Origin of the sequence: Micromonospora sp. NPDC049004, assembly GCF_040649315.1 — a bacterium.
GTDB lineage: Bacteria > Actinomycetota > Actinomycetes > Mycobacteriales > Micromonosporaceae > Micromonospora.
In genome coordinates, this window is record NZ_JBEZFG010000002.1 from 36322 (window position 1) to 55032 (window position 18711).

21 protein-coding genes are annotated in these 18711 nt (G+C 72.4%); 11 read left to right on the forward strand and 10 right to left on the reverse strand.

The window, feature by feature from the left end:
* Positions 1–46: 46 nt before the first annotated feature.
* Complete coding sequence (locus AB0B97_RS04835; protein WP_354855922.1) at positions 47–1243, reverse strand: acyl-CoA dehydrogenase family protein; 1197 nt, start codon at positions 1241–1243, stop codon at positions 47–49.
* Positions 1244–1419: 176 nt separating this feature from the next.
* Between AB0B97_RS04835 and AB0B97_RS04840 the strand changes: the two genes are divergently transcribed.
* Positions 1420–1956 (forward strand): DUF4190 domain-containing protein, encoded by a 537-nt coding sequence (locus AB0B97_RS04840; protein ID WP_234584347.1) that lies wholly within the window; start codon positions 1420–1422, stop codon positions 1954–1956.
* 13 nt (positions 1957–1969) lie between these two features.
* Here the strand turns inward: AB0B97_RS04840 and AB0B97_RS04845 are convergent, their stop codons facing one another.
* The gene (locus AB0B97_RS04845; protein WP_234584346.1) at positions 1970–2875 is read right to left on the reverse strand and encodes an SDR family NAD(P)-dependent oxidoreductase; all 906 of its coding nucleotides are present in this window, start codon (positions 2873–2875) and stop codon (positions 1970–1972) included.
* A 117-nt stretch (positions 2876–2992) separates the two neighbouring features.
* On the opposite strand from AB0B97_RS04845, the gene AB0B97_RS04850 reads away from it, so the two are divergent.
* Positions 2993–3490: a DUF4190 domain-containing protein gene (locus tag AB0B97_RS04850; RefSeq protein ID WP_357490702.1), complete on the forward strand. Its 498-nt coding sequence runs from the start codon at positions 2993–2995 to the stop codon at positions 3488–3490.
* A 75-nt stretch (positions 3491–3565) separates the two neighbouring features.
* Here AB0B97_RS04850 and AB0B97_RS04855 read toward each other — a convergent pair whose 3' ends face one another.
* Positions 3566–4522 carry a CoA ester lyase gene (locus AB0B97_RS04855; protein ID WP_234584344.1) on the reverse strand — a complete coding sequence of 319 codons (957 nt, stop codon included), beginning with the start codon at positions 4520–4522 and terminating at the stop codon, positions 3566–3568.
* 125 nt (positions 4523–4647) lie between these two features.
* Between AB0B97_RS04855 and AB0B97_RS04860 the strand changes: the two genes are divergently transcribed.
* From AB0B97_RS04860 to AB0B97_RS04870, 3 genes are all read left to right on the forward strand, one after another.
* Positions 4648–5472 carry an SDR family NAD(P)-dependent oxidoreductase gene (locus AB0B97_RS04860; RefSeq protein ID WP_357492026.1) on the forward strand — a complete coding sequence of 275 codons (825 nt, stop codon included), beginning with the start codon at positions 4648–4650 and terminating at the stop codon, positions 5470–5472.
* A 10-nt stretch (positions 5473–5482) separates the two neighbouring features.
* Complete coding sequence (locus AB0B97_RS04865) at positions 5483–5758, forward strand: hypothetical protein (protein ID WP_357490704.1); 276 nt, start codon at positions 5483–5485, stop codon at positions 5756–5758.
* A gap of 307 nt (positions 5759–6065) precedes the next feature.
* On the forward strand, positions 6066–6710 hold the full coding sequence (locus AB0B97_RS04870) for a hypothetical protein (protein ID WP_357490706.1): 645 nt from the start codon (positions 6066–6068) through the stop codon (positions 6708–6710).
* A gap of 6 nt (positions 6711–6716) precedes the next feature.
* Here AB0B97_RS04870 and AB0B97_RS04875 read toward each other — a convergent pair whose 3' ends face one another.
* A complete protein-coding gene (locus AB0B97_RS04875; RefSeq protein ID WP_357490708.1) occupies positions 6717–7676 on the reverse strand; it encodes a DMT family transporter in 960 nt (319 codons plus the stop codon).
* 106 nt (positions 7677–7782) lie between these two features.
* On the opposite strand from AB0B97_RS04875, the gene AB0B97_RS04880 reads away from it, so the two are divergent.
* Entirely contained in the window at positions 7783–8508 is a 726-nt protein-coding gene (locus tag AB0B97_RS04880) for an HAD-IA family hydrolase (protein ID WP_357490710.1), read from the forward strand.
* A 17-nt stretch (positions 8509–8525) separates the two neighbouring features.
* Here AB0B97_RS04880 and AB0B97_RS04885 read toward each other — a convergent pair whose 3' ends face one another.
* Complete coding sequence (locus tag AB0B97_RS04885) at positions 8526–9056, reverse strand: hypothetical protein (RefSeq protein WP_234584339.1); 531 nt, start codon at positions 9054–9056, stop codon at positions 8526–8528.
* A gap of 12 nt (positions 9057–9068) precedes the next feature.
* A complete protein-coding gene (locus AB0B97_RS04890) occupies positions 9069–9944 on the reverse strand; it encodes a PhzF family phenazine biosynthesis protein (protein WP_234584338.1) in 876 nt (291 codons plus the stop codon).
* A 33-nt stretch (positions 9945–9977) separates the two neighbouring features.
* Between AB0B97_RS04890 and AB0B97_RS04895 the strand changes: the two genes are divergently transcribed.
* The 3 genes from AB0B97_RS04895 (at position 9978) to AB0B97_RS04905 (ending at position 13119) form a co-directional block, all read left to right on the forward strand.
* The gene (locus AB0B97_RS04895) at positions 9978–11264 is read left to right on the forward strand and encodes a CBS domain-containing protein (protein WP_234584337.1); all 1287 of its coding nucleotides are present in this window, start codon (positions 9978–9980) and stop codon (positions 11262–11264) included.
* The gene (locus AB0B97_RS04900; RefSeq protein ID WP_234584336.1) at positions 11257–11883 is read left to right on the forward strand and encodes a DUF1003 domain-containing protein; all 627 of its coding nucleotides are present in this window, start codon (positions 11257–11259) and stop codon (positions 11881–11883) included. The genes AB0B97_RS04895 and AB0B97_RS04900 overlap by 8 nt, the downstream gene beginning before the upstream one ends.
* 87 nt (positions 11884–11970) lie before the next feature.
* On the forward strand, positions 11971–13119 hold the full coding sequence (locus tag AB0B97_RS04905) for an Mrp/NBP35 family ATP-binding protein (RefSeq protein WP_357490713.1): 1149 nt from the start codon (positions 11971–11973) through the stop codon (positions 13117–13119).
* A 70-nt stretch (positions 13120–13189) separates the two neighbouring features.
* Here AB0B97_RS04905 and AB0B97_RS04910 read toward each other — a convergent pair whose 3' ends face one another.
* Both AB0B97_RS04910 and AB0B97_RS04915 read right to left on the reverse strand, forming a co-directional pair.
* On the reverse strand, positions 13190–13612 hold the full coding sequence (locus tag AB0B97_RS04910; protein WP_234584334.1) for a preprotein translocase subunit TatB: 423 nt from the start codon (positions 13610–13612) through the stop codon (positions 13190–13192).
* A gap of 76 nt (positions 13613–13688) precedes the next feature.
* The gene (locus AB0B97_RS04915; RefSeq protein ID WP_357492028.1) at positions 13689–15035 is read right to left on the reverse strand and encodes a trypsin-like peptidase domain-containing protein; all 1347 of its coding nucleotides are present in this window, start codon (positions 15033–15035) and stop codon (positions 13689–13691) included.
* Positions 15036–15316: 281 nt separating this feature from the next.
* On the opposite strand from AB0B97_RS04915, the gene AB0B97_RS04920 reads away from it, so the two are divergent.
* Positions 15317–15904 carry an O-methyltransferase gene (locus AB0B97_RS04920; protein ID WP_234584332.1) on the forward strand — a complete coding sequence of 196 codons (588 nt, stop codon included), beginning with the start codon at positions 15317–15319 and terminating at the stop codon, positions 15902–15904.
* A 3-nt stretch (positions 15905–15907) separates the two neighbouring features.
* On the opposite strand, the gene AB0B97_RS04925 is transcribed toward AB0B97_RS04920, so the two are convergent.
* Entirely contained in the window at positions 15908–17383 is a 1476-nt protein-coding gene (locus tag AB0B97_RS04925) for a leucyl aminopeptidase family protein (protein WP_357490716.1), read from the reverse strand.
* Between the two features lie 148 nt (positions 17384–17531).
* Positions 17532–17699 carry a DUF3117 domain-containing protein gene (locus AB0B97_RS04930; protein ID WP_007455245.1) on the reverse strand — a complete coding sequence of 56 codons (168 nt, stop codon included), beginning with the start codon at positions 17697–17699 and terminating at the stop codon, positions 17532–17534.
* A 190-nt stretch (positions 17700–17889) separates the two neighbouring features.
* Between AB0B97_RS04930 and AB0B97_RS04935 the strand changes: the two genes are divergently transcribed.
* Positions 17890–18708, forward strand: a complete 819-nt coding sequence (locus AB0B97_RS04935; protein WP_007455243.1) for a PaaX family transcriptional regulator C-terminal domain-containing protein — start codon at positions 17890–17892, stop codon at positions 18706–18708.
* The last annotated feature ends 3 nt before the right edge of the window (positions 18709–18711 follow it).

Below are 18711 nucleotides of genomic sequence, written 5' to 3' on the forward strand. Positions count from 1 at the left end.
CCAGGGTCGATCATGGAGCTGGCCGTCGAGCCGGACCAGGGGCAGCTCAGAGCTTGTACTCCTTGAGCAGGCCGCGGGAGATGATTGTCTTCTGGATCTCGGAGGTGCCCTCGCCGATGAGCAGGAACGGGGCCTCGCGCATCAGCCGCTCGATCTCGTACTCCTTGGAGTAGCCGTAGCCGCCGTGGATGCGGAACGCCTCCTGGACGACCTCCGCGCAGTACTCCGAGGCGAGCAGCTTGGCCATCCCGGCCTCGACGTCGTTGCGCTGGCCGGCGTCCTTGAGGCGGGCGGCGTTGACCATGAGGGCGTGCGCGGCCTCGATCTTCGTGCCCATCTCGGCGAGCTTGAACGCGATCGCCTGGTGCCGGGCGAGCGGCTGGCCGAAGGTCTTGCGCTGCTGGGCGTACGCGACTGCCAACTCGAAGGCGCGGATGGAGATGCCGCAGGCGCGGGCGGCCACGTTGACGCGGCCCACCTCGATGCCGTCCATCATCTGGTAAAAGCCGCGGCCCACCTTGTCGGCGCCGCCGAGGATGGCCGAGTCGGGCACGGTCACCCCGTCGAGCACCATCTCGGTGGTCTCGACGCCCTTGTAACCCATCTTTTCGATCTTGCCGGGGATGGTGAGGCCGGGGGCGGTCTCGCCGAAGCCCGGCTCCTTCTCCAGCAGGAAGGTGCTCATGTTGCCGTACACCGACTCGGCGCCGGTGTCGGTCTTGACCAGGGTGGCCACCACCGAGGAGTACGCGCCGTTGGTCAGCCACATCTTCTGCCCGTTGAGCACGTAGCTGTCACCGTCGCGAACGGCCCGGGACTTGATCGCCGAGACGTCGGAGCCGGTCTCCGGCTCGGACATCGAGAACGCGCCGCGCACCTCGCCGGTGGCCATCTTCGGCAGGAGGCGGGCCTTCTGCTCGGCCGAGCCGTGCTGGGAGATCAGGTACGCCACGATGAAGTGGGTGTTGACGATGCCGGAGATCGACATCCAGCCCCGGGACAGCTGCTCCACCACGAGGGCGTAGGTGAGCAGCGACTCGCCGAGCCCGCCGTACTCCTCGTCGATGGTGAGGCCGAACAGCCCCATTTCGCGCATCCCGTCGAGGATGTCGGTGGGGTACTCGTCGGCGTGCTCCAGCCGCTGGGCGTGCGGAATGATCTCCTTGTCGGCGAACTCCCGGACGGTCTCCAGGATCGATCGCTGCACATCGGTCAGGCCGGGCGTCTGGGCGAGTCGGGCCATCTCAGCCTCCGGGGATCAGCGCACTACTCATGGGTAACTGAACGCTCGGTCAGTATCGGCCTCCCGGTCGGCAAGGCCAAGGTGACCAGTCCACACAACCGCTGTGAAAAGGTTCACCGCTGCGGGTACCGTCCGGCAAGAAGGACTTTTCCGGCACCGGCAGGAGGAGGACAGCTGTGAGCTACCCGCCACCGTCGGGCCCCCCGGGGGACGAGCCGCCGCCGTCACCCTACGAGCCACCCCGGGACCAGTCGCCGTACGCGCCACCGCCGGCCGGCCAGTCGCCGTACCCGCCGCCGCCGGACCAGTCGTCGTTCGGGTCGCCGGAACGCTCACCGTACGGGCCCCCCGCCGACGAGCCGTCGCCGTACGAGCAGCAGAAGCCGCACCAGCCGGCGCACTGGGGGCAGCAGCCGCCGTACCCGCCGCAGGGCCCCTACGGCCAGTACGGCCCACCGCCGTCCGGCCCGGGTCGGGGCACCAACGTGCTGGCGATCCTGTCGCTGGTGTTCGCCTTCGTGTTCCCGCCGGCGGGCGCCGTCCTCGGCCACGTGGCCAAGCGACAGATCCGTACCAGCGGCGAGGACGGCGACCAGCTCGCCACCTGGGGGCTGATCCTCGGCTACGCCTTCACCGCGCTGACCCTGCTGGCCTGCTGCGGCTGGCTGGCGCTGGTCATCTTCAGCAACACCGGCGACAGCAGCGGCTACTGACCCGCCGGGCCGGTCAGCGGAAACGCGCCTCCCGGACACTGTTGCCGCCGTCCACCACAAGCATCTGGCCGGTGATGTACGAGGCGGCCGGCGAGCAGAGGAAGCTGATCGCGGCGGCCACCTCGTCCGGGGTGCCCGGTCGACCGACAGGCGTGCCCAGGCCCTGCTTGATCTCGGCCATCGTGGACGCCGCCGTGTAGATCGTGCCCGGCGCGACCGCGTTCACCGTCACCCCGTCGGCGATCATCTCCATGGCCAGGGCACGGGTCAGCCCGACGACGCCGGCCTTCGCGGCGGCGTACGCGGCCTCGGTGGGCAGGGCGTTGACCGGCCCGGCGGTGGCCGCCAGGTTGACGATCCGCCCCCAGCCCCGCTCGGCCATCCCGCCGATGAACGCGCGACTGCACAAGAACGCGGTGGACAGGTTGCGGTCGATCTCGCCGCGCCACTCGTCGTAGGTCAGCTGCGCGACGGGACGCAGCACCCCCTGACTGGCCCGGCTCGCCAGACCGGCGTTGTTGACCAGCACCTCGACGTCACCCAGCTGCTCGGCCACCGCGTCCGCCAGCGCGCCGACCTCGGACTCGTCGGTCAGGTCCGCGACGAACCCGGTCGCCCCCAGCTCACCGGCCCGCTCGTGGATGCGCCGGGTGGTGCTGACGATGGCCACCCGCGCCCCCAGGTCGGCGAGCCGCCGGGCGGTGGCGTAACCGATGCCGTCCGGGCTGCCGGCCCCGGTCACCAGGGCCACCCGGCCGTCGAGCCGCATGGTCACCGGATCGGCGAGTGCGACAGGTTCGTCCGGGCCGGGAGCGCCGGCCGGCGTGGCCGCCCGACCGCGGCGGCCCGTACCCGGGCGGCTCACGTCCCGTCGCGGTCGGCTGCCGGAACGGTCCGCGGCGCGCGCGTCTATTGCCATGCCAGGGATCCTGCCCGTTACGACCGGCCCGAGCAACGCGGCACCCGGGAGCGGGGGCATCGGGTTTAGGCACCCCTGGCTACTCTGTCGGCGCACCCGAGCCGACGGAGAGTTCGCATGACCAATCCCCCACCCCCCGGCGGTTGGACCGACCCCACCTGGTCGGCTCAACCGTCGAGCGCACCCCCGGACCCGACCCTGGTGGCCGGCCAGCCCGTACCGACCCAACCCGGCCTCACGAACCCGTACGCGCCCGTCGACCCGTACGCGGGTGGACAGCTGCCGCCGGGGGCGTACCCGCCACCCGGCTATCCGCCGCACCCCGGTTACGGCTACCCGCCACCGCCGAAGACCAACGGGCTGGCCATCGCGGCGCTCGTACTGGCCCTGGCCGGCCTGACCACCTGCGGCGTCACCGGGCCGATCGGGGCGATCCTCGGCCACGTGGCGCAGAAGCAGATCCGGGTCAGCGGCGAGGGCGGCGAGGGAATGGCGAAGGCCGGCATCATCGTCGGCTGGATCATCACCGCGCTGATGGTGCTGGGGATCGCGTTCTACGTCGTCGCGATCGTCCTCGCGGTCACGACCGGCAACGACAGCGGCAGCAGCTACTGAGCCGGCCGGCGGGTCGCGTACCGCCGACTGCTGGGCCGGGTCGGCAGCCGGCGGCGACCGACCCGGCCCGAGGCGTCACTGGGCCGGCGGGGTGAACGACGAGGTACGGCTCATTCCGGCGGCGCGGCCCTTGGCGGCGATCACGAGAGCCATCTTGCGGGACGCTTCGTCGATCATCTCGTCGCCGAGCATCACCGCGCCGAGCTTGCCGCCGGCCTCCGAGGTGTAGTGCTCGTACGCGTCGAGGATCAGCTCGGCGTGGTCGTAGTCGGCCTGGGCGGGCTGGTACACCTCGTTGGCGGCGTCGATCTGGCCCGGGTGCAGCACCCACTTGCCGTCGAAGCCCAGCGCCGCCGAGCGCTTGGCCACCTCGCGGAACCCGTCGACGTCGCGGATCTGCAGGAACGGGCCGTCGATCGCCTGCTTGTCGTGCATCCGCGCGGCCATCAGGATCCGCATGAGGATGTAGTGGTACGGGTCGCCCGGGTAGTCCGGGATCAGGCCGCCGACCACCAGCGACCTCATGTTGATCGACGCCATGAAGTCGGCCGGGCCGAAGATGATGGTCTCCACGCGCGGCGAGGCGGCCGCGATGGCGTCCACGTTGACCAGACCCGCCGCGTTCTCGATCTGCGCCTCGATGCCGATCCGGCCGACCTCGAGGCCGATCGTCTTCTCGATCTGGGTGAGCGTCAGGTCCAGCCACTGCACCTGCGCGGCGTTCTGCACCTTCGGCAGCATGATGCAGTCCAGGTTCGCGCCGGCGCCCTCAACCACCTCGATGACATCCCGGTAGGTCCACGGGGTCGTCAGGTCGTTGACCCGCACCACCCGGGTCTTGCCGGCCCAGTCACCGTCGTTGAGGGCGGCCACGATGTTCTTGCGCGCATCCGGCTTGGCCAGCGGGGCCACGGCGTCCTCCAGATCGAGGAAGACCTGGTCGGCGGGGAGACCCTGCGCCTTGCCGAGCATCTTGACGCTGGAACCCGGCACGGCCAGGCAGGACCGGCGGGGACGACCGACTGCGGCCATGAATGTGCTCCTTCCAGCGACCGGCGGACACGCCGACGCCACGTGACTCCGAAGAAAACTTAACGATCCCAAAGGGCGTGGTGACGTCACGGTAACCTCGCGCCATGACCGGGGTGAATGGACCTGTGGAAGATCTCACTGGGCGTCGGCTGGTGGTGGTGACCGGGGCCAGCTCCGGCATCGGGTTGGCCGCCGCGGTGAGCTTCGCGTGCCGCGGCGACCAGGTGGTGCTGGTCGGGCGGGATCCGGCCCGCCTACAGGCCGCGGCGGAACGGGTACGGGAGACCTCGGGCGCGCGGCCCGAGTTGTTCCGGGCCGACTTCGCGGTGCTCGACGACGTACGCGGGCTCGCCGAGCGGCTGCGCGACAGGTACGACCGGATCGACGTGCTGGCCAACAACGCCGGGGCCATCGCGCTCCAACCGCTCACCACTGTCGACGGCTTCGAGCTGTCGATCCAGGCCAACCACCTGGCCCCCTTCCTGCTGACCAACCTGCTCGCCGACCGGGTGGGCCGGATAGTGGTGACCGCCTCGGGCGCGCACCGCTACGGCGGGCTCGACCCGGCCGACCTCAACAAACCGCTGCGCCGTTACCGGGCGATGGGCGCGTACGGCACCAGCAAGCAGGCCAACATCCTGTTCGCCGCCGAGGCGGCCCGCCGCTGGCCGCACATCCCCACGCACAGCTTCCACCCCGGCGTGGTGCGTACCCGGTTCGCCAACGACAGTGCGATCGTCGCGTTCGGCATGCGGTTCCTGCCCTTCCGCAGCCCCTCCAAGGGCGCCGAGACGCTGGTCTGGCTGGCCAACCGGGATCCGGCCCGGCTCATCAACGGGGGGTACTACTACAACCGCCGGCCACGCCGGCCGTACCGCAAGGCAGCCGACCCGCGGCTCGCGGCCCGGCTCTGGGAAGCCAGCGCCACGGCCGTCGGCATCGATGGGTAGCGTGGCCGTCATGCTGACCCTTGTCGCAGTCGTCGAGTATCCGACCGGAGCCGAGGCCGTCGGGCAGCGCTACGAGGACACCGTGCTGGCGCTGCTCGGCCGGCACGGTGCCCGGCTGGAGCGACGGCTGCGCGGCACCGACGGGCGAGCCGAGGTCCACGTGATCACCTTCGACGACCGGGCCGGGTACGAGTCGTTCCTCGTCGACCCGGAGCGGGCGGCGCTGCGCACCGCTCTCGGCGAGACCGCCCCGAACACCCGGGTCATCGAGGTCCACGAGGTCTGACCGCCGCCCGAGCATGGGCAAAGTGCCGGGCGCGGACGCGGCACCCGGCGCTTCTTCGCAATCTTGGACAGTTCCGTTGGCGGCCAACTCCAAGATCTCTTCAGCGCGCGCTTCGCGGCCGGGCCGCGCGAAGCGGACCGCGCGGGCCGCGTGAAGCAGGCGCCGGGGAAGGGCGGCCGGGTTGGGCGTAGGACAACCAGCTGAGCGCCGCGCGGAGGCAGAGATCCGCCTCTTCCCCTACTTCATCACGTGGTGGTGGGCCGGAACAAGACTTGATCTTGGACTGTTCGAGGGCCAGGGTCGAGGCATGGATTTCGATGCGACAGCCACCGCCCGGCAGGCCCTCTGGATCGGCGGTGGACAGTGGGCCGGCAAGTCCACGGTCGCCGTGAACCTGAGCCTGCGACACGGACTGACCACGTACCTCTACGACCGACACGACGCCCGCGGCCACGACGACCGGCGGGTCGCCGACCGGGTCCGGCGGGGCGAACCGCCCGCCGGGCCCGACCCGGACACCACCTGGGTGCGCACCGACCCGGCCCGGATGGCCGCCGACACGCTCGCGAGTTTTTCCCGCCGCTTCGACTGGGTCATGGACGACCTGAGCGCCCTCGTTCCCGGCCGCCGAATGGTGGCCGAGGGCTGGGGACTGCGCCCCGAACTGGTGGCACCTGTCGTCGAATCGGTACGGCAGATGGTGGTGCTGGTGCCCACCGCCGAGTTCCGTGCCCAGCAGATCGCCCGACTGCCGCGGGCGCGGGCGGTCCCCGCCGGGGTCAGCGACCCGGAACGGGCGCTGCGCAACCGGTGGGCACGCGACGAACTGGTGGCGGACGACGCGGCGGCGCAGGCGGAACGGCTGGGCGTACGGGTGATCCGGGTCGACGGCACGCTCGGCGGCGAGGAGCTGACCGACGTGGTGCAGGAGCACTTCGCGCCGTACCTGTGAGAGCGGTCAGCTCTCCAGCGGGGCGGCGTCGGCCGGGAGCGGGGTGGGCGGCGTGGCGCGGCGGCCCGCGCGGGCACCGCCAACCACCACCACGACGACCCCGACCAGCAGCACCGCCATGCCCAGCAGCGCGTACGGGCGGGGCACCTGGTGCAGCCAGGCCCAACCGAGAAGGGCCGCCCCGGGGGCCTCCAGCAGGATCAGCACGCTCACAGTGGTCGCGGCGATCTTCTTCAGGGCGTAGTTGAACATCGAGTGCCCGAGCAGTTGCGCGCCCGCCACCAGGACCAGGATCGCCAGCCAGGTCCGAGTGTCGAAGCCGGTCATCCGGACCCCACCGACCAGGCAGATCACCAGCAGGATCGACGCGCAGATGCCGTAGCAGATGGTCGTGTAGGTGGTGGTGCTGATGCTGGCGCGGGCCCGTTCACCGAAGGCGGTGTAGACGGCGGCGAACATGCCGCCGGTCACCGCCAGCAGGTCACCGACGACGGCTCGGCCGGAGATGCCCACGTCCGCCCCGGTGGCGATCACCGCGCCGCCGACGGCCACCGCGATGCCGACCCACACCACAGTGGGCAGCCGCCGCCCCTGGGCCCGGGCGATCAGCCCCTGCCAGACCGGCTGCGTGGCACCCAGCGCGGTGGCCGCGGCGACCGAGGTGAGCTGGGCGCTCGGCACCCAGGTCGCGAAGTGCCCGGCCAACGCGACCCCGGAGAGTACGCAGAACAGGCCCTCCCGCCGGCCGGCCCGGCTCGCCAACGCGCGGAACTCGGCGCGGCGCCGGGCCAGCGAGAACGGGCTCAGCACGGCCACCGCGAGCAGGTTGCGCCAGAAGGCGATGGCCAGCGCGGGAGCGGCGGCGTACGCGATCAGCGGCGCGGACGACGACACGGCGACAACTGCCAGGCCGACCGCGCCGGTGGTCAGCGGATCCAGCGGCGGGCGGGGAGATCCAGGGGGCACGGGAAGCAATGGTCACACGAACCGCGGGCAACACGGACCGTCAGCACTCCGTTACGATCACGCGCGTTCGCGCCGACGACCCTCGACCGCGCGGAGGCGCTCCCCCATGCCCGACTTCCAGGCGGTGCTGTTCGACTTCTTCGGCACGCTGACCCGTTCGGTCCAGCGCGGCGCCGCGCACCTCGGCACCGCGGAACTGCTCGGCTGCCCCACCGAGACACTTACCGAGGTGCTCAATCGCACCTACTACGAGCGGGCCACCGGCCGGCTCGGCAACGCCGAGGCGACCCTGCGGTGGGTGTGCGGCCAGGCGGGCGTACACCCGAGTGACAGTGCGCTGCGGGCGGCGGTGGCGTCCCGGCACCGCGCGATCCGCGCGGACACCCGGCTGCGGGCCGACGCCGTGCCGGTGCTGGCGGCGCTGCGGCAGCGCGGCCTGCGCACCGGCGTGGTCAGCGACTGTACGCACGAACTGCCGGCGTTCCTGCCGCAGCTCCCGATCGCGCCCCTGCTCGACGTGCGGGTCTTCTCCGTGCAGGTCGGACGCTGCAAGCCGGACGCGGCGCTCTACCTGACCGCGTGTGGTCGGCTCGGGCTCGCGCCGCACGAGTGCCTGTACGTGGGCGACGGCGGCAGCCAGGAGTTGACCGGCGCCGAACGGGCCGGGATGACCGCCGTCCGGCTGGCCGCGCCCGACCTGGCCGAGCACATGGTGTTCAACGCGGACCGGGAGTGGCGCGGCCGCACGCTGGGCACCCTGCGCGAGGTGCTCGACCTGGTGGGCACCGCCGCCGGAGTCGCTGCCGTCGGCGCGGGCGGTCCGGCGGCCTGACCGAGCCCGGCCCGTGGTCAGCGGCGGCGGACCCGGTGCAGGCGGAACGGCTTGCGGGTGGCGCGGACCGCCGGCGTCTCCCGAGGCTGCTCGGCCTGCGCGTCGGACGGCAGGCCGGCGCCGGTCAGCGGCTCACCGGCCGGGACGAGTCGGTTCACCGCGCAACCCTCGGCGGCCCAGCGGGCCACCAGATCGGCGGTCGGGCCGGGCGCGTTCAGGCGCTTGGCAGCCACCAGCGGCGCGGTGGTGTCCCACTCGTCGGTGCCCGGTGCCAGCCGGGTCACCCGGGCCGGCCAGGTGACGATCCGCCCTCCGTGGTCACCGCGCAGGGTGACCTGCGCCTCGGTCGCGTCGGCCAGCCCCGGCGCCGCCTGCTCGCCCGGCCCGCTCACCACGAGGAGCGCACCCTCCAGCGGCGCGCACCAGAGCGCGAGCGCCGGGCCACCGGACACGCTGACCCAGGCCACCGCGGCCTTCTTCATCGCCTCGTCGACCAGCGGCGTGCCAGCGGAGGCATTCTCGTCCGTCACACAGGCATTCTCCCGCATCGGCACCGTCGGTCAGCCCACGAACGGCGGCACGGCGATCTCGCCCCGGGCCACCGGCATCACCTGACCGGCGACTGTCGCGCCGACTGCCACACCGTTCGCCGCGGTCACCGTGCAGGCCAGCGCGGAGGGGCGGTTCATCTCGATGCCCTGGCGCACCGCGTAGTGCGCCAGGCCGTCGCCCGGCAGCAGGCCGGTCGCCACCAGCCAGACGCCGAGCCCGAGCGCCGCCGAGCCGGTCGCCGGGTCCTCCGGAACGCCGAGCCCCGGCACGAAGACCCGGGCGTGCGCGGTTTGCGTGCCGGCGTCCCAGGAGAAGACGCTGACGTGCGCCACCCCGTACCGTTCCGCCGCCGCCGGGTTCACCCGCGCCCTGGCCACCGCTTCCGGACGGACCGGCAGGTAGGGGAACTCCAGCCCGCAGCCGGCCACCCGTGGGGCGGGTCCGGCCTGGTCATGGTCGTCCGCGACCAGCCCGGCGATCTCCAGCAACGGCTCCGGATCCAGCTCGGGACCGAGGGTGGGGCTGCCTCCGGTGAGCGTCGCGCCGGTCGCGGTCACCTCGATCGGCAGCACACCCGCGCCGCATTCCTGGGTGACCTGCCCCACACCGAACATCCCGCGCCGACTCGCGGTGACCGCCGCGCCGACACTCGGGTGCCCGGCGAACGGCAACTCCTCGGCCGGCGTGAAGATGCGGGCCCGGTAGGTGGCCCCCACCTGGGTCGGCGGCAGCACGAACACCGTCTCGGAGAGGTTGAACTCCAGCGCGAGCGCCTGCATTTGCTCGGTGGCCAACGCCTCCGCACCGAACACCACGGCCAGCGGGTTGCCGGCGAACGGGCGGTCGGTGAAGACGTCAACGATCTCGTAGGCCAAGGTCGACATGTTGATAAACACTAGGCGCTTAGGCTGGTGCCCGTGAGCACGCCGACCCGGGTCTACATCGCCCGTCTCGCCGGAGTCGCCGTCTTCGATCCGAACGGCGACCAGGTGGGGCGGGTTCGTGACGCCGTGGCACGGCTGCGGGCGACCAAGCGACCCCCCGAGGTGGTGGGTCTGGTCGCCGAGATGCCGATGCGCCGACGGATCTTCCTGTCCATCAACCGCATCACCTCGATCGACGCGGACGCGGTGGTCCTCGGCTCCGGCACCCTCAACCTGCGGCGCTTCGAGAAGCGCCCGAACGAGCTGCTGGTGCTCCAGGAGCTGCTGGACCGGCGCGTACAGCTCGAACCGGGCGGCCAGCCCGGCGCGGTGGTGGACGTCGCGATGGAGTGCACGCGCGGCGGCGAATGGTCGCTCAGCCGGGTCGCGGTCCGCGAGCAGACCGGCCGGCTCAGCCGCCGCGGCCACCTGCACCAGGTCGACTGGGACCGGGTACGCGGGCTCAGCGGCATCGCCGACAACCGGGGTACGGCGAACCTGCTCGCCGTCCTGGAGGACATGCGCCCGGCCGACCTGGCCAACGCGCTGCAGGACCTGCCCGACGCGCGGCGCAACGAGGTTGCGGCGGCGTTGAACGACGAGCGGCTGGCCGACGTGCTCAGCGAGCTGCCGGAGCACGACCAGGTGGAGATCCTCGCCGCGCTGGACCGGGAACGGGCCGCGGACGTGCTGGAGGAGATGGACCCGGACGACGCGGCGGACCTGCTCAACGAGCTGCCCCCACCGGAGCAGGACGTGCTGCTGGACCTGATGGAGCCGGACGAGGCCGACCCGGTCCGGCAGCTGCTCAAGTACACCCCGGGCACGGCGGGCAGCGTGATGACCTCGGAGCCGGTCATCCTGCCGCCGGACGCCACGGTCGCCGAGGCGCTGGCACGGATCCGGGAGCCGCAGCTCTCCCCCGCCATCGCCGCCCAGGTCTTCGTGACCCGGGCCCCGCAGAACACCCCGACCGGCCGCTACCTGGGCATGGTGCACTTCCAGGCGTTGCTGCGTGAACCGCCGGCCGACCTGCTGGGCAAGGTGGTGGTCAACGACATCGACCCGCTGCGTCCCACCACCCCACTGCCGGAGATCACCCGCCGGATGGCCACCTACGACCTCGTCGCCATGCCGGTGATCGACCGGAGCAACCGGCTGGTCGGCGCCGTGACCGTCGACGACGTACTGGACCACTCGCTGCCCCGAGACTGGCGCGACCGGGACGCCCTGGCCGCCCCGGGCACCTCCGACGCGGTGCTGGACGGCGACGGTGGCTGAGCAGCGGCGCACGGAGCGGCTCGACCAGCCCCGCGAGCCCCGGGGCATCAAACTCCCCCGGTTCGACGCGGAGGCGTTCGGTCGCTGGTCGGAGGGCATCGCCCGGGGCATGGGCACCGCGAACTTCATCGTCGTCATGACCGTGGTGATCGCGATCTGGTTCGGCTGGAACACCCTCGCCCCGGCCGAGCTGCGCTTCGACCCGTACACCTTCACGTTCCTCACGCTGGTGTTGTCGTTGCAGGCCAGCTACGCCGCGCCGCTGATCCTGCTGGCCCAGAACCGGCAGGCCGACCGGGACCGCCTGGCGCTGGAGGAGGACCGGCGGCGGGCCACCGCCCAGAAGGCGGACACCGAGTACCTGGCCCGGGAGATCGCCGCGCTGCGGATCGCGCTCGGCGAGGTGGCCACCCGCGACTTCCTGCGTTCCGAGCTGACCCGGCTGGCCGAGGAGCTGGATGAGGCGGGGCAGCGCCGGCAACGCCTGGAGCGCCGGCAGCAGGAGAAGGACAGCCAGCAGGAGCGGCGCGCGCAGCGCGCGACCGACGGCCTGGGTCTGGACGAGCCCCGCGACGACCTGGACGGGGATTTCGCCCGCGACGCCCGGCCCGACCGCTGATCAGCGGGTCGGGTTCGGTAATCGTATGGCTCACACCACCGTCGGCCAGCGGTCGGAGCGGATGCCCCGCGACGTAGCATTGCGGGCATGTCAGCACCCGTGAGCACCGTCGAGGACGCGATCCAGGCCGCCCTGGCCACCGTCAACGACCCGGAGATCCGCCGGCCCATCACCGAGCTGGGCATGGTCCGCTCCGCCACGATCGGCGCCGACGGCGTCGTACGGGTCGAGCTGCTGCTCACCGTCGCCGGCTGCCCGCTCAAGGACAAGCTGCGCACGGACATCACCGCTGCCGTAGCGGCGGTCCCCAGCGTGACCGGCGTGGAGATCGACTTCGGTGTGATGAGCCCCGAGCAGCGGCAGTCGCTGCAGTCGCAGCTGCGCGGCGGCGGCGCCAGCGAGGAGCCGGTCATCCCGTTCGCCCAGCCCGGCTCGCGCACCCGGGTGTACGCGGTGGCCAGCGGCAAGGGTGGTGTCGGCAAGTCCAGCGTGACTGTCAACCTGGCGGCGGCGCTCGCCGCCCGTGGGCTCTCCGTGGGCGTGGTCGACGCCGACATCTACGGCCACTCGGTGCCCCGGATGCTCGGCGCGGACGGCCGACCGACCCGCGTCGAAGACATGATCATGCCGCCGCAGTCGCACGGCGTGAAGGTCATCTCGATCGGCATGTTCACCTCGGGCAACGCGGCAGTGGTGTGGCGCGGTCCGATGCTGCACCGGGCGTTGCAGCAGTTCCTGGCCGACGTCTACTGGGGCGACCTGGACGTGCTCCTGCTCGACCTGCCCCCGGGCACCGGCGACGTGGCCATCTCGCTGGCCCAGTTGCTGCCCAACTCGGAGATCCTGATCGTGACCACCCCGCAGACCGCCGCCGCCGAGGTGGCCGAGCGGGCGGGTGCGATCGCCCTGCAGACCCACCAGCGGGTGGTCGGCGTCATCGAGAACATGTCCTGGCTGGAGCTGCCGGACGGCTCCCGGATGGAGGTCTTCGGCGCCGGCGGTGGTGCGGCTGTCGCCGAGTCGTTGAGCCGGACCATCGGCGCCCAGGTGCCGCTGCTCGGTCAGATCCCGCTGGACACCCGGGTCCGCGAGGCCGGCGACGCCGGCAACCCGATCGTGCTGGCCGAGCCGGAGTCCCCGGCCGCGCAGGCGCTCGGCACGATCGCCGACCGGCTCGCGCTGCGCCGCGAGTCGCTGCTCGGCAAGCCGCTCGGCCTCAAGCCGGCCGGGCGCTGACCCCCCGATCGACGACGCCCCGCCGGCCCACTCGGGCCTGCGGGGCGTTGTCGTCGCTGTGCCGTACGAGTCAGGTGGCGTCGTCGTAGCTGGGCCGGGGAGCCGGTGCCGGCGAGGCGCCGGTGGCCGTGCCGGGCCGGGAGCCGTTCGCGCGGGGGTCCACGGCGTTGGCCACGTCCTTCAGCTCGTTGTGCACGCCGCTGACGTCCGCGCGCAGGTTGTCGTAGACGCCCTGCATGGGCTTGCGGATCGCCGCCTCGTCCTCCTCGCTGAGGAGGTGCTTGCGGATGAAGGCCTTCGGGTGCAGATCCTCGAGCTGGATGTCGGTGCCCAGCTCGCGACTGAGGTCGCCGGTGGCGTTGCGGGCCATGTTGCGCAGATTGCGCACCATCCGCAGGCCGTCGTTGATCACGGCAGGCAGCCGGTCACCAAAGATCAACAGCGCCAGGAGCAGCAGCGCCCCGACTTCCCACATGTTCAGGTTCTCGAACATCCCGTGGGCCTCCTCTCGGCGTCAGCAGCAAGACTACGCACGTCGGACGGCTTTCCGGCAGGGGGTGACCCGCTGTTCACTTGGCATCCGCGGCGAGGGTCACCGACGTGTTCTGCCGAGCGGCCCCCCGCCGGAACTCGACAGTCACCACCGAACCCGGAGCGAACTTGCGGACCAGGGCGATCAGGTCGGTCGGCTCGGTCATCGGCCGGCCGTTGAGCTTCAGGATCACGTCGCCGACCTTCAGCCCCGCCCCGGCCGCTGGCCCGGAAGGCTCCACGGCGGCCAGCCGTACGCCGCCGTTGGCACCCGCCCCGGGGCCACCGACCTGGGCGCCGATGACCGTACGCCGGGCCTTGCCGGTGCCGATGATGTCCTGGGTGACCCGCTTGGCCTGGTTGATCGGGATGGCGAAGGCGAGCCCGATGTTGCCGGCCTCCTGGCCCTCGGCCACCAGCGACTTGATCGTGGAGTTGACCCCGACCACCCGCCCGGCGCCGTCGACGAGCGGGCCGCCGGAGTTGCCGTGGTTGACCGCGGCGTCGGTCTGGATGGCCGCGTAGTAGCGCACCGGGCCACCCGGCTCACCGGCCTGCATCGTCCGGTCCAGGGCGCTCACGATGCCGGCGGTGACCGTGTTGGCCAGCGACAGGGGCGAGCCGATGGCGAGCACCGGGTCGCCGACGGCCAGCGCGTCGGAATCGCCGAACTCCACCGGTCGCAGCCCTGTCCGGTTCACCTTGATCACCGCGATGTCGGACTCCGGGTCCTGACCGACGACTGTCGCCGGGGCGGAGGTGCCGTCGTTGAAGATCACCGAGGCCTTGCCGCTGCTGCCGGACACCACGTGGTCGTTGGTGATCACATGACCGTCGGCGCTGGCGATGAAGCCGGAGCCCTCGCTGGTCCCGCCCAGGCTGCTCACCCGGACGGTGACCACGCTGGGCAGGACACGTTCGGCGACTCCGGCCAGTGACTCCGGCTTGCGCTGGGCCAGCGCGGGCGGCTCCGCGGCCTGCGCGCCGAGCACCGTGCCGGCGGCGCCACCACGGACCGCGAACGCGTAGCCCAGCGCGCCACCGAGGGTGCCCGCCAGCAGCGCGGTGATCACCGGTATGAGCAGCAGGTGACGCAGCGTCGGTCGACCCGGCGCGTCCGGGTCGGTGACCGGTTCGGGCTCGGTGCCGGCCGCCACCACCCCCGGCACCACCACTGCGGCGGGCGTCGCCGGATCACGCCACGGATCACCGAGCGCGTCGGACCACCAGGGCGACGCGCCGGCCGCAGCCGCAGGCGCGGTGTCGCTCCCCGGCGTGGTCGGCGCCCCCGCCGGCGGGGCTCCTGCCCCGGGCGGGCTCGCCGGAGCCGGAGTCTCACCGCCCCGGCGCCAATCCCAGCCGTCGGTCACGTCGGTGCCTCCCAGTCCGTCCCCGGATCCCGCGCGGCGTCGCCCGGCCACGGTTCGGCGCGGTCGAGGCTGACGGAATACCGCTTCCAGGATTGCACGGATGCGCGCGGTGGAGTCAGCGGTTGCCCCCGGCGATCGCGAGGGGACGGAGGCGCGGCTGCGCCTCGGTCGGGTCGCCTCTACGCTCACAGTGCCAACCCGCCCCCGCACCACGCACCGCCCGGAGGTGCCCCATCGCCACGGTCGCCGGTTCCGGCAGTTCGACGACCCAGGCTCAGCAGTTCGCCGAGTCGTACGTGACCGAGGATCTCGTCCTACGGACCGCCCGCAGCCTGGCCCACGAGGTGGGCCTCGACGCGGTCACCCCCGGAGCGGGGGCGGCGCTGCGGCTGCTGGCCGCGGCCGGCAACGCCCGCGCGGTGGTGGAGATCGGCACCGGCACGGGCGTGAGCGGCGTCTGGCTGCTGCGAGGCATGCGCGCCGACGGCGTGCTCACCACCATCGACGTGGAGGTGGAGCACCAGCGGATCGCCCGGCGGATCTTCACCGAGGCGGGCTTCGCCGCCGGCCGCACCCGGATCATCACCGGTCGCGCGCTGGACGTGCTGCCGCGGCTCGCCGACGGGGCGTACGACCTGGTCTTCGTCGATGCCGAGGCGACCGGCTTCCACGCCTGCGTGGAAGCGGCGCTGCGACTGCTGCGCCCGGGCGGCGTGCTCGCGCTCAACGGCATGCTCGCGCACGGTCGGATCGGTGACCCGGCCGCCCGGGACGCGGAGACGGTGACGGTCCGCGAAACGATCAAGGCGGTCCGGGAGTCGGAGCACTGGATTCCCGCGCTGCTCCCGGTCGGGCACGGGGTGCTCGCCGCCGTGAAGTGCTGACGGTCAGTCGACGGCGGCCAGCCAGCGCAGCAGCGAGCGGACGCCCCAGCCCGTCGCACCGCGGGTGAGCTCGGCCTGGTCGCCGTCCGCCCAGGACGGGGCGGACATGTCCAGGTGCAGCCAGCGGTCCCGCAGGTCGCCGGTGAACTCGCGCAGGTAGAGCGCGGCAGTCACCGATCCGGCGCCCTGGGCGGGCGCGCTGTAGAGATCGGCGATCTCGCTGCCCAGGTACTCGACGTAGTCGGTGTGCAGCGGCATCCGCCAGGCCGCCTCGCCGGCCGCCTCGATCGCCGTCAGCAGGTCGGCGGCGAGATCGTCGTTCTCGCTGTAGAGGGCCGCGGTGCGCTTGCCCAGCGCCACGGCGTTGGCGCCGGTGAGGGTGGCCAGGTCGATCAGCAGGTCGGGCTTGAGCTGCCGCACCGCGTACGCCAGCGCGTCGGCGAGGACCAGCCGGCCCTCCGCGTCGGAGTTGGTCGTCTCGCTGGTCGTCCCGTCGTAGTGCCGGATCACGTCGCCCGGGCGGAACGCCGAGCCGCTGACCATGTTCTCGGCGAGCGGGGCCAGGGTGGTGACGCGGACCGGCAGGCGCAGCGCCGCCGCGCCGAGGGTGGCGGCGACGACCGCCGCCGCGCCGGCCATGTCCTTGCGCATCAGCTTCATCGCCGGCACCGGTTTGATCGAGATGCCGCCGGTGTCGAAGGTGATGCCCTTGCCGATCAGCACCACGTGGGTGCGCGCGTTCGCGGGGTGCCAGTCCACCTCGACCAGCCGCGGGCCGCTGGCCGAGCCGCCGCCGACGGCGAGGATCCCACCGAAGCCCTCCGCGGCCAGCTCAGCCGGGCCACGCACCGTCAGGCGCACGTCCGGCAGGTCGGCGGCTGCGGAGGCCACCTGGTCGGCGAACCACTGCGGGGTCTTCACCGAGGAGGGGGTGTTGGTCAGATCGCGGGCGAGGCGGGTCATCGCGGCGGTGGTCCGCGCGGTGGCCACGGTGCTCTCGTACGCCTCCGGGTCGTCGAGAAGCAGGTCGACGCCGGTGAGCGCGGGCGGGTCGCCGGCCTCGGTCAGCCGGAACCGGTACGAGGCGAGCAGCAGCCCCTCGGTCAACCCACGGACCGCCTCGGAGGTCACCTCGGCCGGCAGCGCGATAGTGATCTGCGTCTCATCGGACGCGGAGCGGGCCAGAGCAGCGCCGGCAGCCCGCCAGGACGACTCTCCGCCGTCGCCGATACCGAGCAGCACCAGCCGACCGGGGCTGCGCCCTGGGCGCAGGTGGGTGGCGATCTCGCCGGCCCGGCCGCTCAGTCGGGCGACCGGCACCAGCGCGGCAGCCTCCTCGACGGTGCCGTCCGGCGGCGTCACGGCGGTGGGCGCCAACTCCGCCGGGGCGTCACCTCCCGCCGCCGGATCGGTGGGGCGGACGGGCAGGACGAGGACGTCGAGCCGATCGGGCTCGGCAAGCGGACGGATGGCGAGCACGCGGAACCGCACCTCCAGGAAATGTCGCAGAGTGGGACCGGGCCATCGCCCGCCCACACCGATGAAGACCCTGAGCCACCGGCGATCCCGGTGGCTCAGGGTCCAAGAAACGCTCCGAGCGGCGTACGCCGTCCGGGTCGCTCCTCACTCAGCCGGCGGCTGCCTTCAACGCGTCACCGAGCGCGTTGGCCTCGTCGGGAGTCATCTCGACGACGAGCCGGCCACCGCCCTCCAGCGGGACCCGCATGACGATGCCCCGACCCTCCTTGGTGACTTCCAGCGGACCGTCGCCCGTCCGCGGCTTCATCGCCGCCATGTTGTCTCCCCTCAGACCTACACCAGGGTCGGTGGGTTGCCCCACAGCCACTTCGTCACGACCTCCCGCAACTCTCGCGGGGGTGTCGACAGACGATTTTCCCTGATGAACACCGCCGGACCCAAACCGGAGCAGCATTGATGTAACAGCATCTAGCTTATCTTGAGAAGGCCTGTCACAATGTGCGGTCATGCAGGCACGGTCGGCACTCTTCGACCTGTACGGCGACCACCTCCGGCCGAGGGGTGGCCGGGCACCGGTCGCCGCCCTGGTCAAGCTACTGGCGCCGTTGGGAATCGCGCCGCCCGCCGTTCGCACCGCCGTGTCCCGGATGGTGCGTCAAGGCTGGCTCGACCCGCTCCGGCTGGCCTCCGGACCGGGATATTCGATCACACCAAAAGCCGCCCGACGACTCGACGAGGCGGCGGCCCGGATCTACCGAACCGGCCGGGTCACCTGGGACGGCCGCTTCGATCTGCTCGTGCTCGACGCCCCGGGTTCCCGGCGGGACCGGCAACGACTCGCCGCCACCCTCAGCTTCCTCGGCTACGGCACGCTCGACGAGCAGACCTGGGTGGCCACCCGGCCCGCCGAGGACGTCGACCTGTTGCTCGCCGAGGCCGGCATCCGGTTCGAGCGGTTCACGGCCTCGCACTTCTCCGGCACCCCCGGTGCGATGGGCGTCGTCCGCCGCGCCTGGGACCTGGCCGAGATCGGCCGCGCGTACGAGCGGTTCGTCGCCGACCAGCGCCCCCTCCTCGGCGCGGTCACCGTGCGCAGCAGCGACGAGGAGGCGTACGCGGCCCGATTCCGGCTGGTGCACGCGTGGCGTACCTTCCTGTTCCGGGACCCGCAGCTGCCCCCCGCGCTGCTGCCCGAGCGCTGGCCCGGCACCGCCGCCGCCAGCTTCTTCGACCGGCACGCGGCCCGCCTGCGTCCGGCCGCCGACCGGTACGTCGAGCAGTGCCTCGACGCCGGCAACCGCATCGTTCGACAGAAGGGTCGTTAGACA

Coding starts and splice junctions, on each gene's coding strand:
- AB0B97_RS04835 (WP_354855922.1), bottom strand. CDS start 1,243: ATGGCCCGACTCGCCCAGACGCCCGGCCTGACCGATGTGCAGCGATCG.
- AB0B97_RS04845 (WP_234584346.1), bottom strand. CDS start 2,875: ATGGCAATAGACGCGCGCGCCGCGGACCGTTCCGGCAGCCGACCGCGA.
- AB0B97_RS04850 (WP_357490702.1), top strand. CDS start 2,993: ATGACCAATCCCCCACCCCCCGGCGGTTGGACCGACCCCACCTGGTCG.
- AB0B97_RS04855 (WP_234584344.1), bottom strand. CDS start 4,522: ATGGCCGCAGTCGGTCGTCCCCGCCGGTCCTGCCTGGCCGTGCCGGGT.
- AB0B97_RS04865 (WP_357490704.1), top strand. CDS start 5,483: ATGCTGACCCTTGTCGCAGTCGTCGAGTATCCGACCGGAGCCGAGGCC.
- AB0B97_RS04870 (WP_357490706.1), top strand. CDS start 6,066: ATGGATTTCGATGCGACAGCCACCGCCCGGCAGGCCCTCTGGATCGGC.
- AB0B97_RS04880 (WP_357490710.1), top strand. CDS start 7,783: ATGCCCGACTTCCAGGCGGTGCTGTTCGACTTCTTCGGCACGCTGACC.
- AB0B97_RS04885 (WP_234584339.1), bottom strand. CDS start 9,056: ATGCGGGAGAATGCCTGTGTGACGGACGAGAATGCCTCCGCTGGCACG.
- AB0B97_RS04890 (WP_234584338.1), bottom strand. CDS start 9,944: ATGTCGACCTTGGCCTACGAGATCGTTGACGTCTTCACCGACCGCCCG.
- AB0B97_RS04905 (WP_357490713.1), top strand. CDS start 11,971: ATGTCAGCACCCGTGAGCACCGTCGAGGACGCGATCCAGGCCGCCCTG.
- AB0B97_RS04910 (WP_234584334.1), bottom strand. CDS start 13,612: ATGTTCGAGAACCTGAACATGTGGGAAGTCGGGGCGCTGCTGCTCCTG.
- AB0B97_RS04930 (WP_007455245.1), bottom strand. CDS start 17,699: ATGGCGGCGATGAAGCCGCGGACGGGCGACGGTCCGCTGGAAGTCACC.
- AB0B97_RS04935 (WP_007455243.1), top strand. CDS start 17,890: ATGCAGGCACGGTCGGCACTCTTCGACCTGTACGGCGACCACCTCCGG.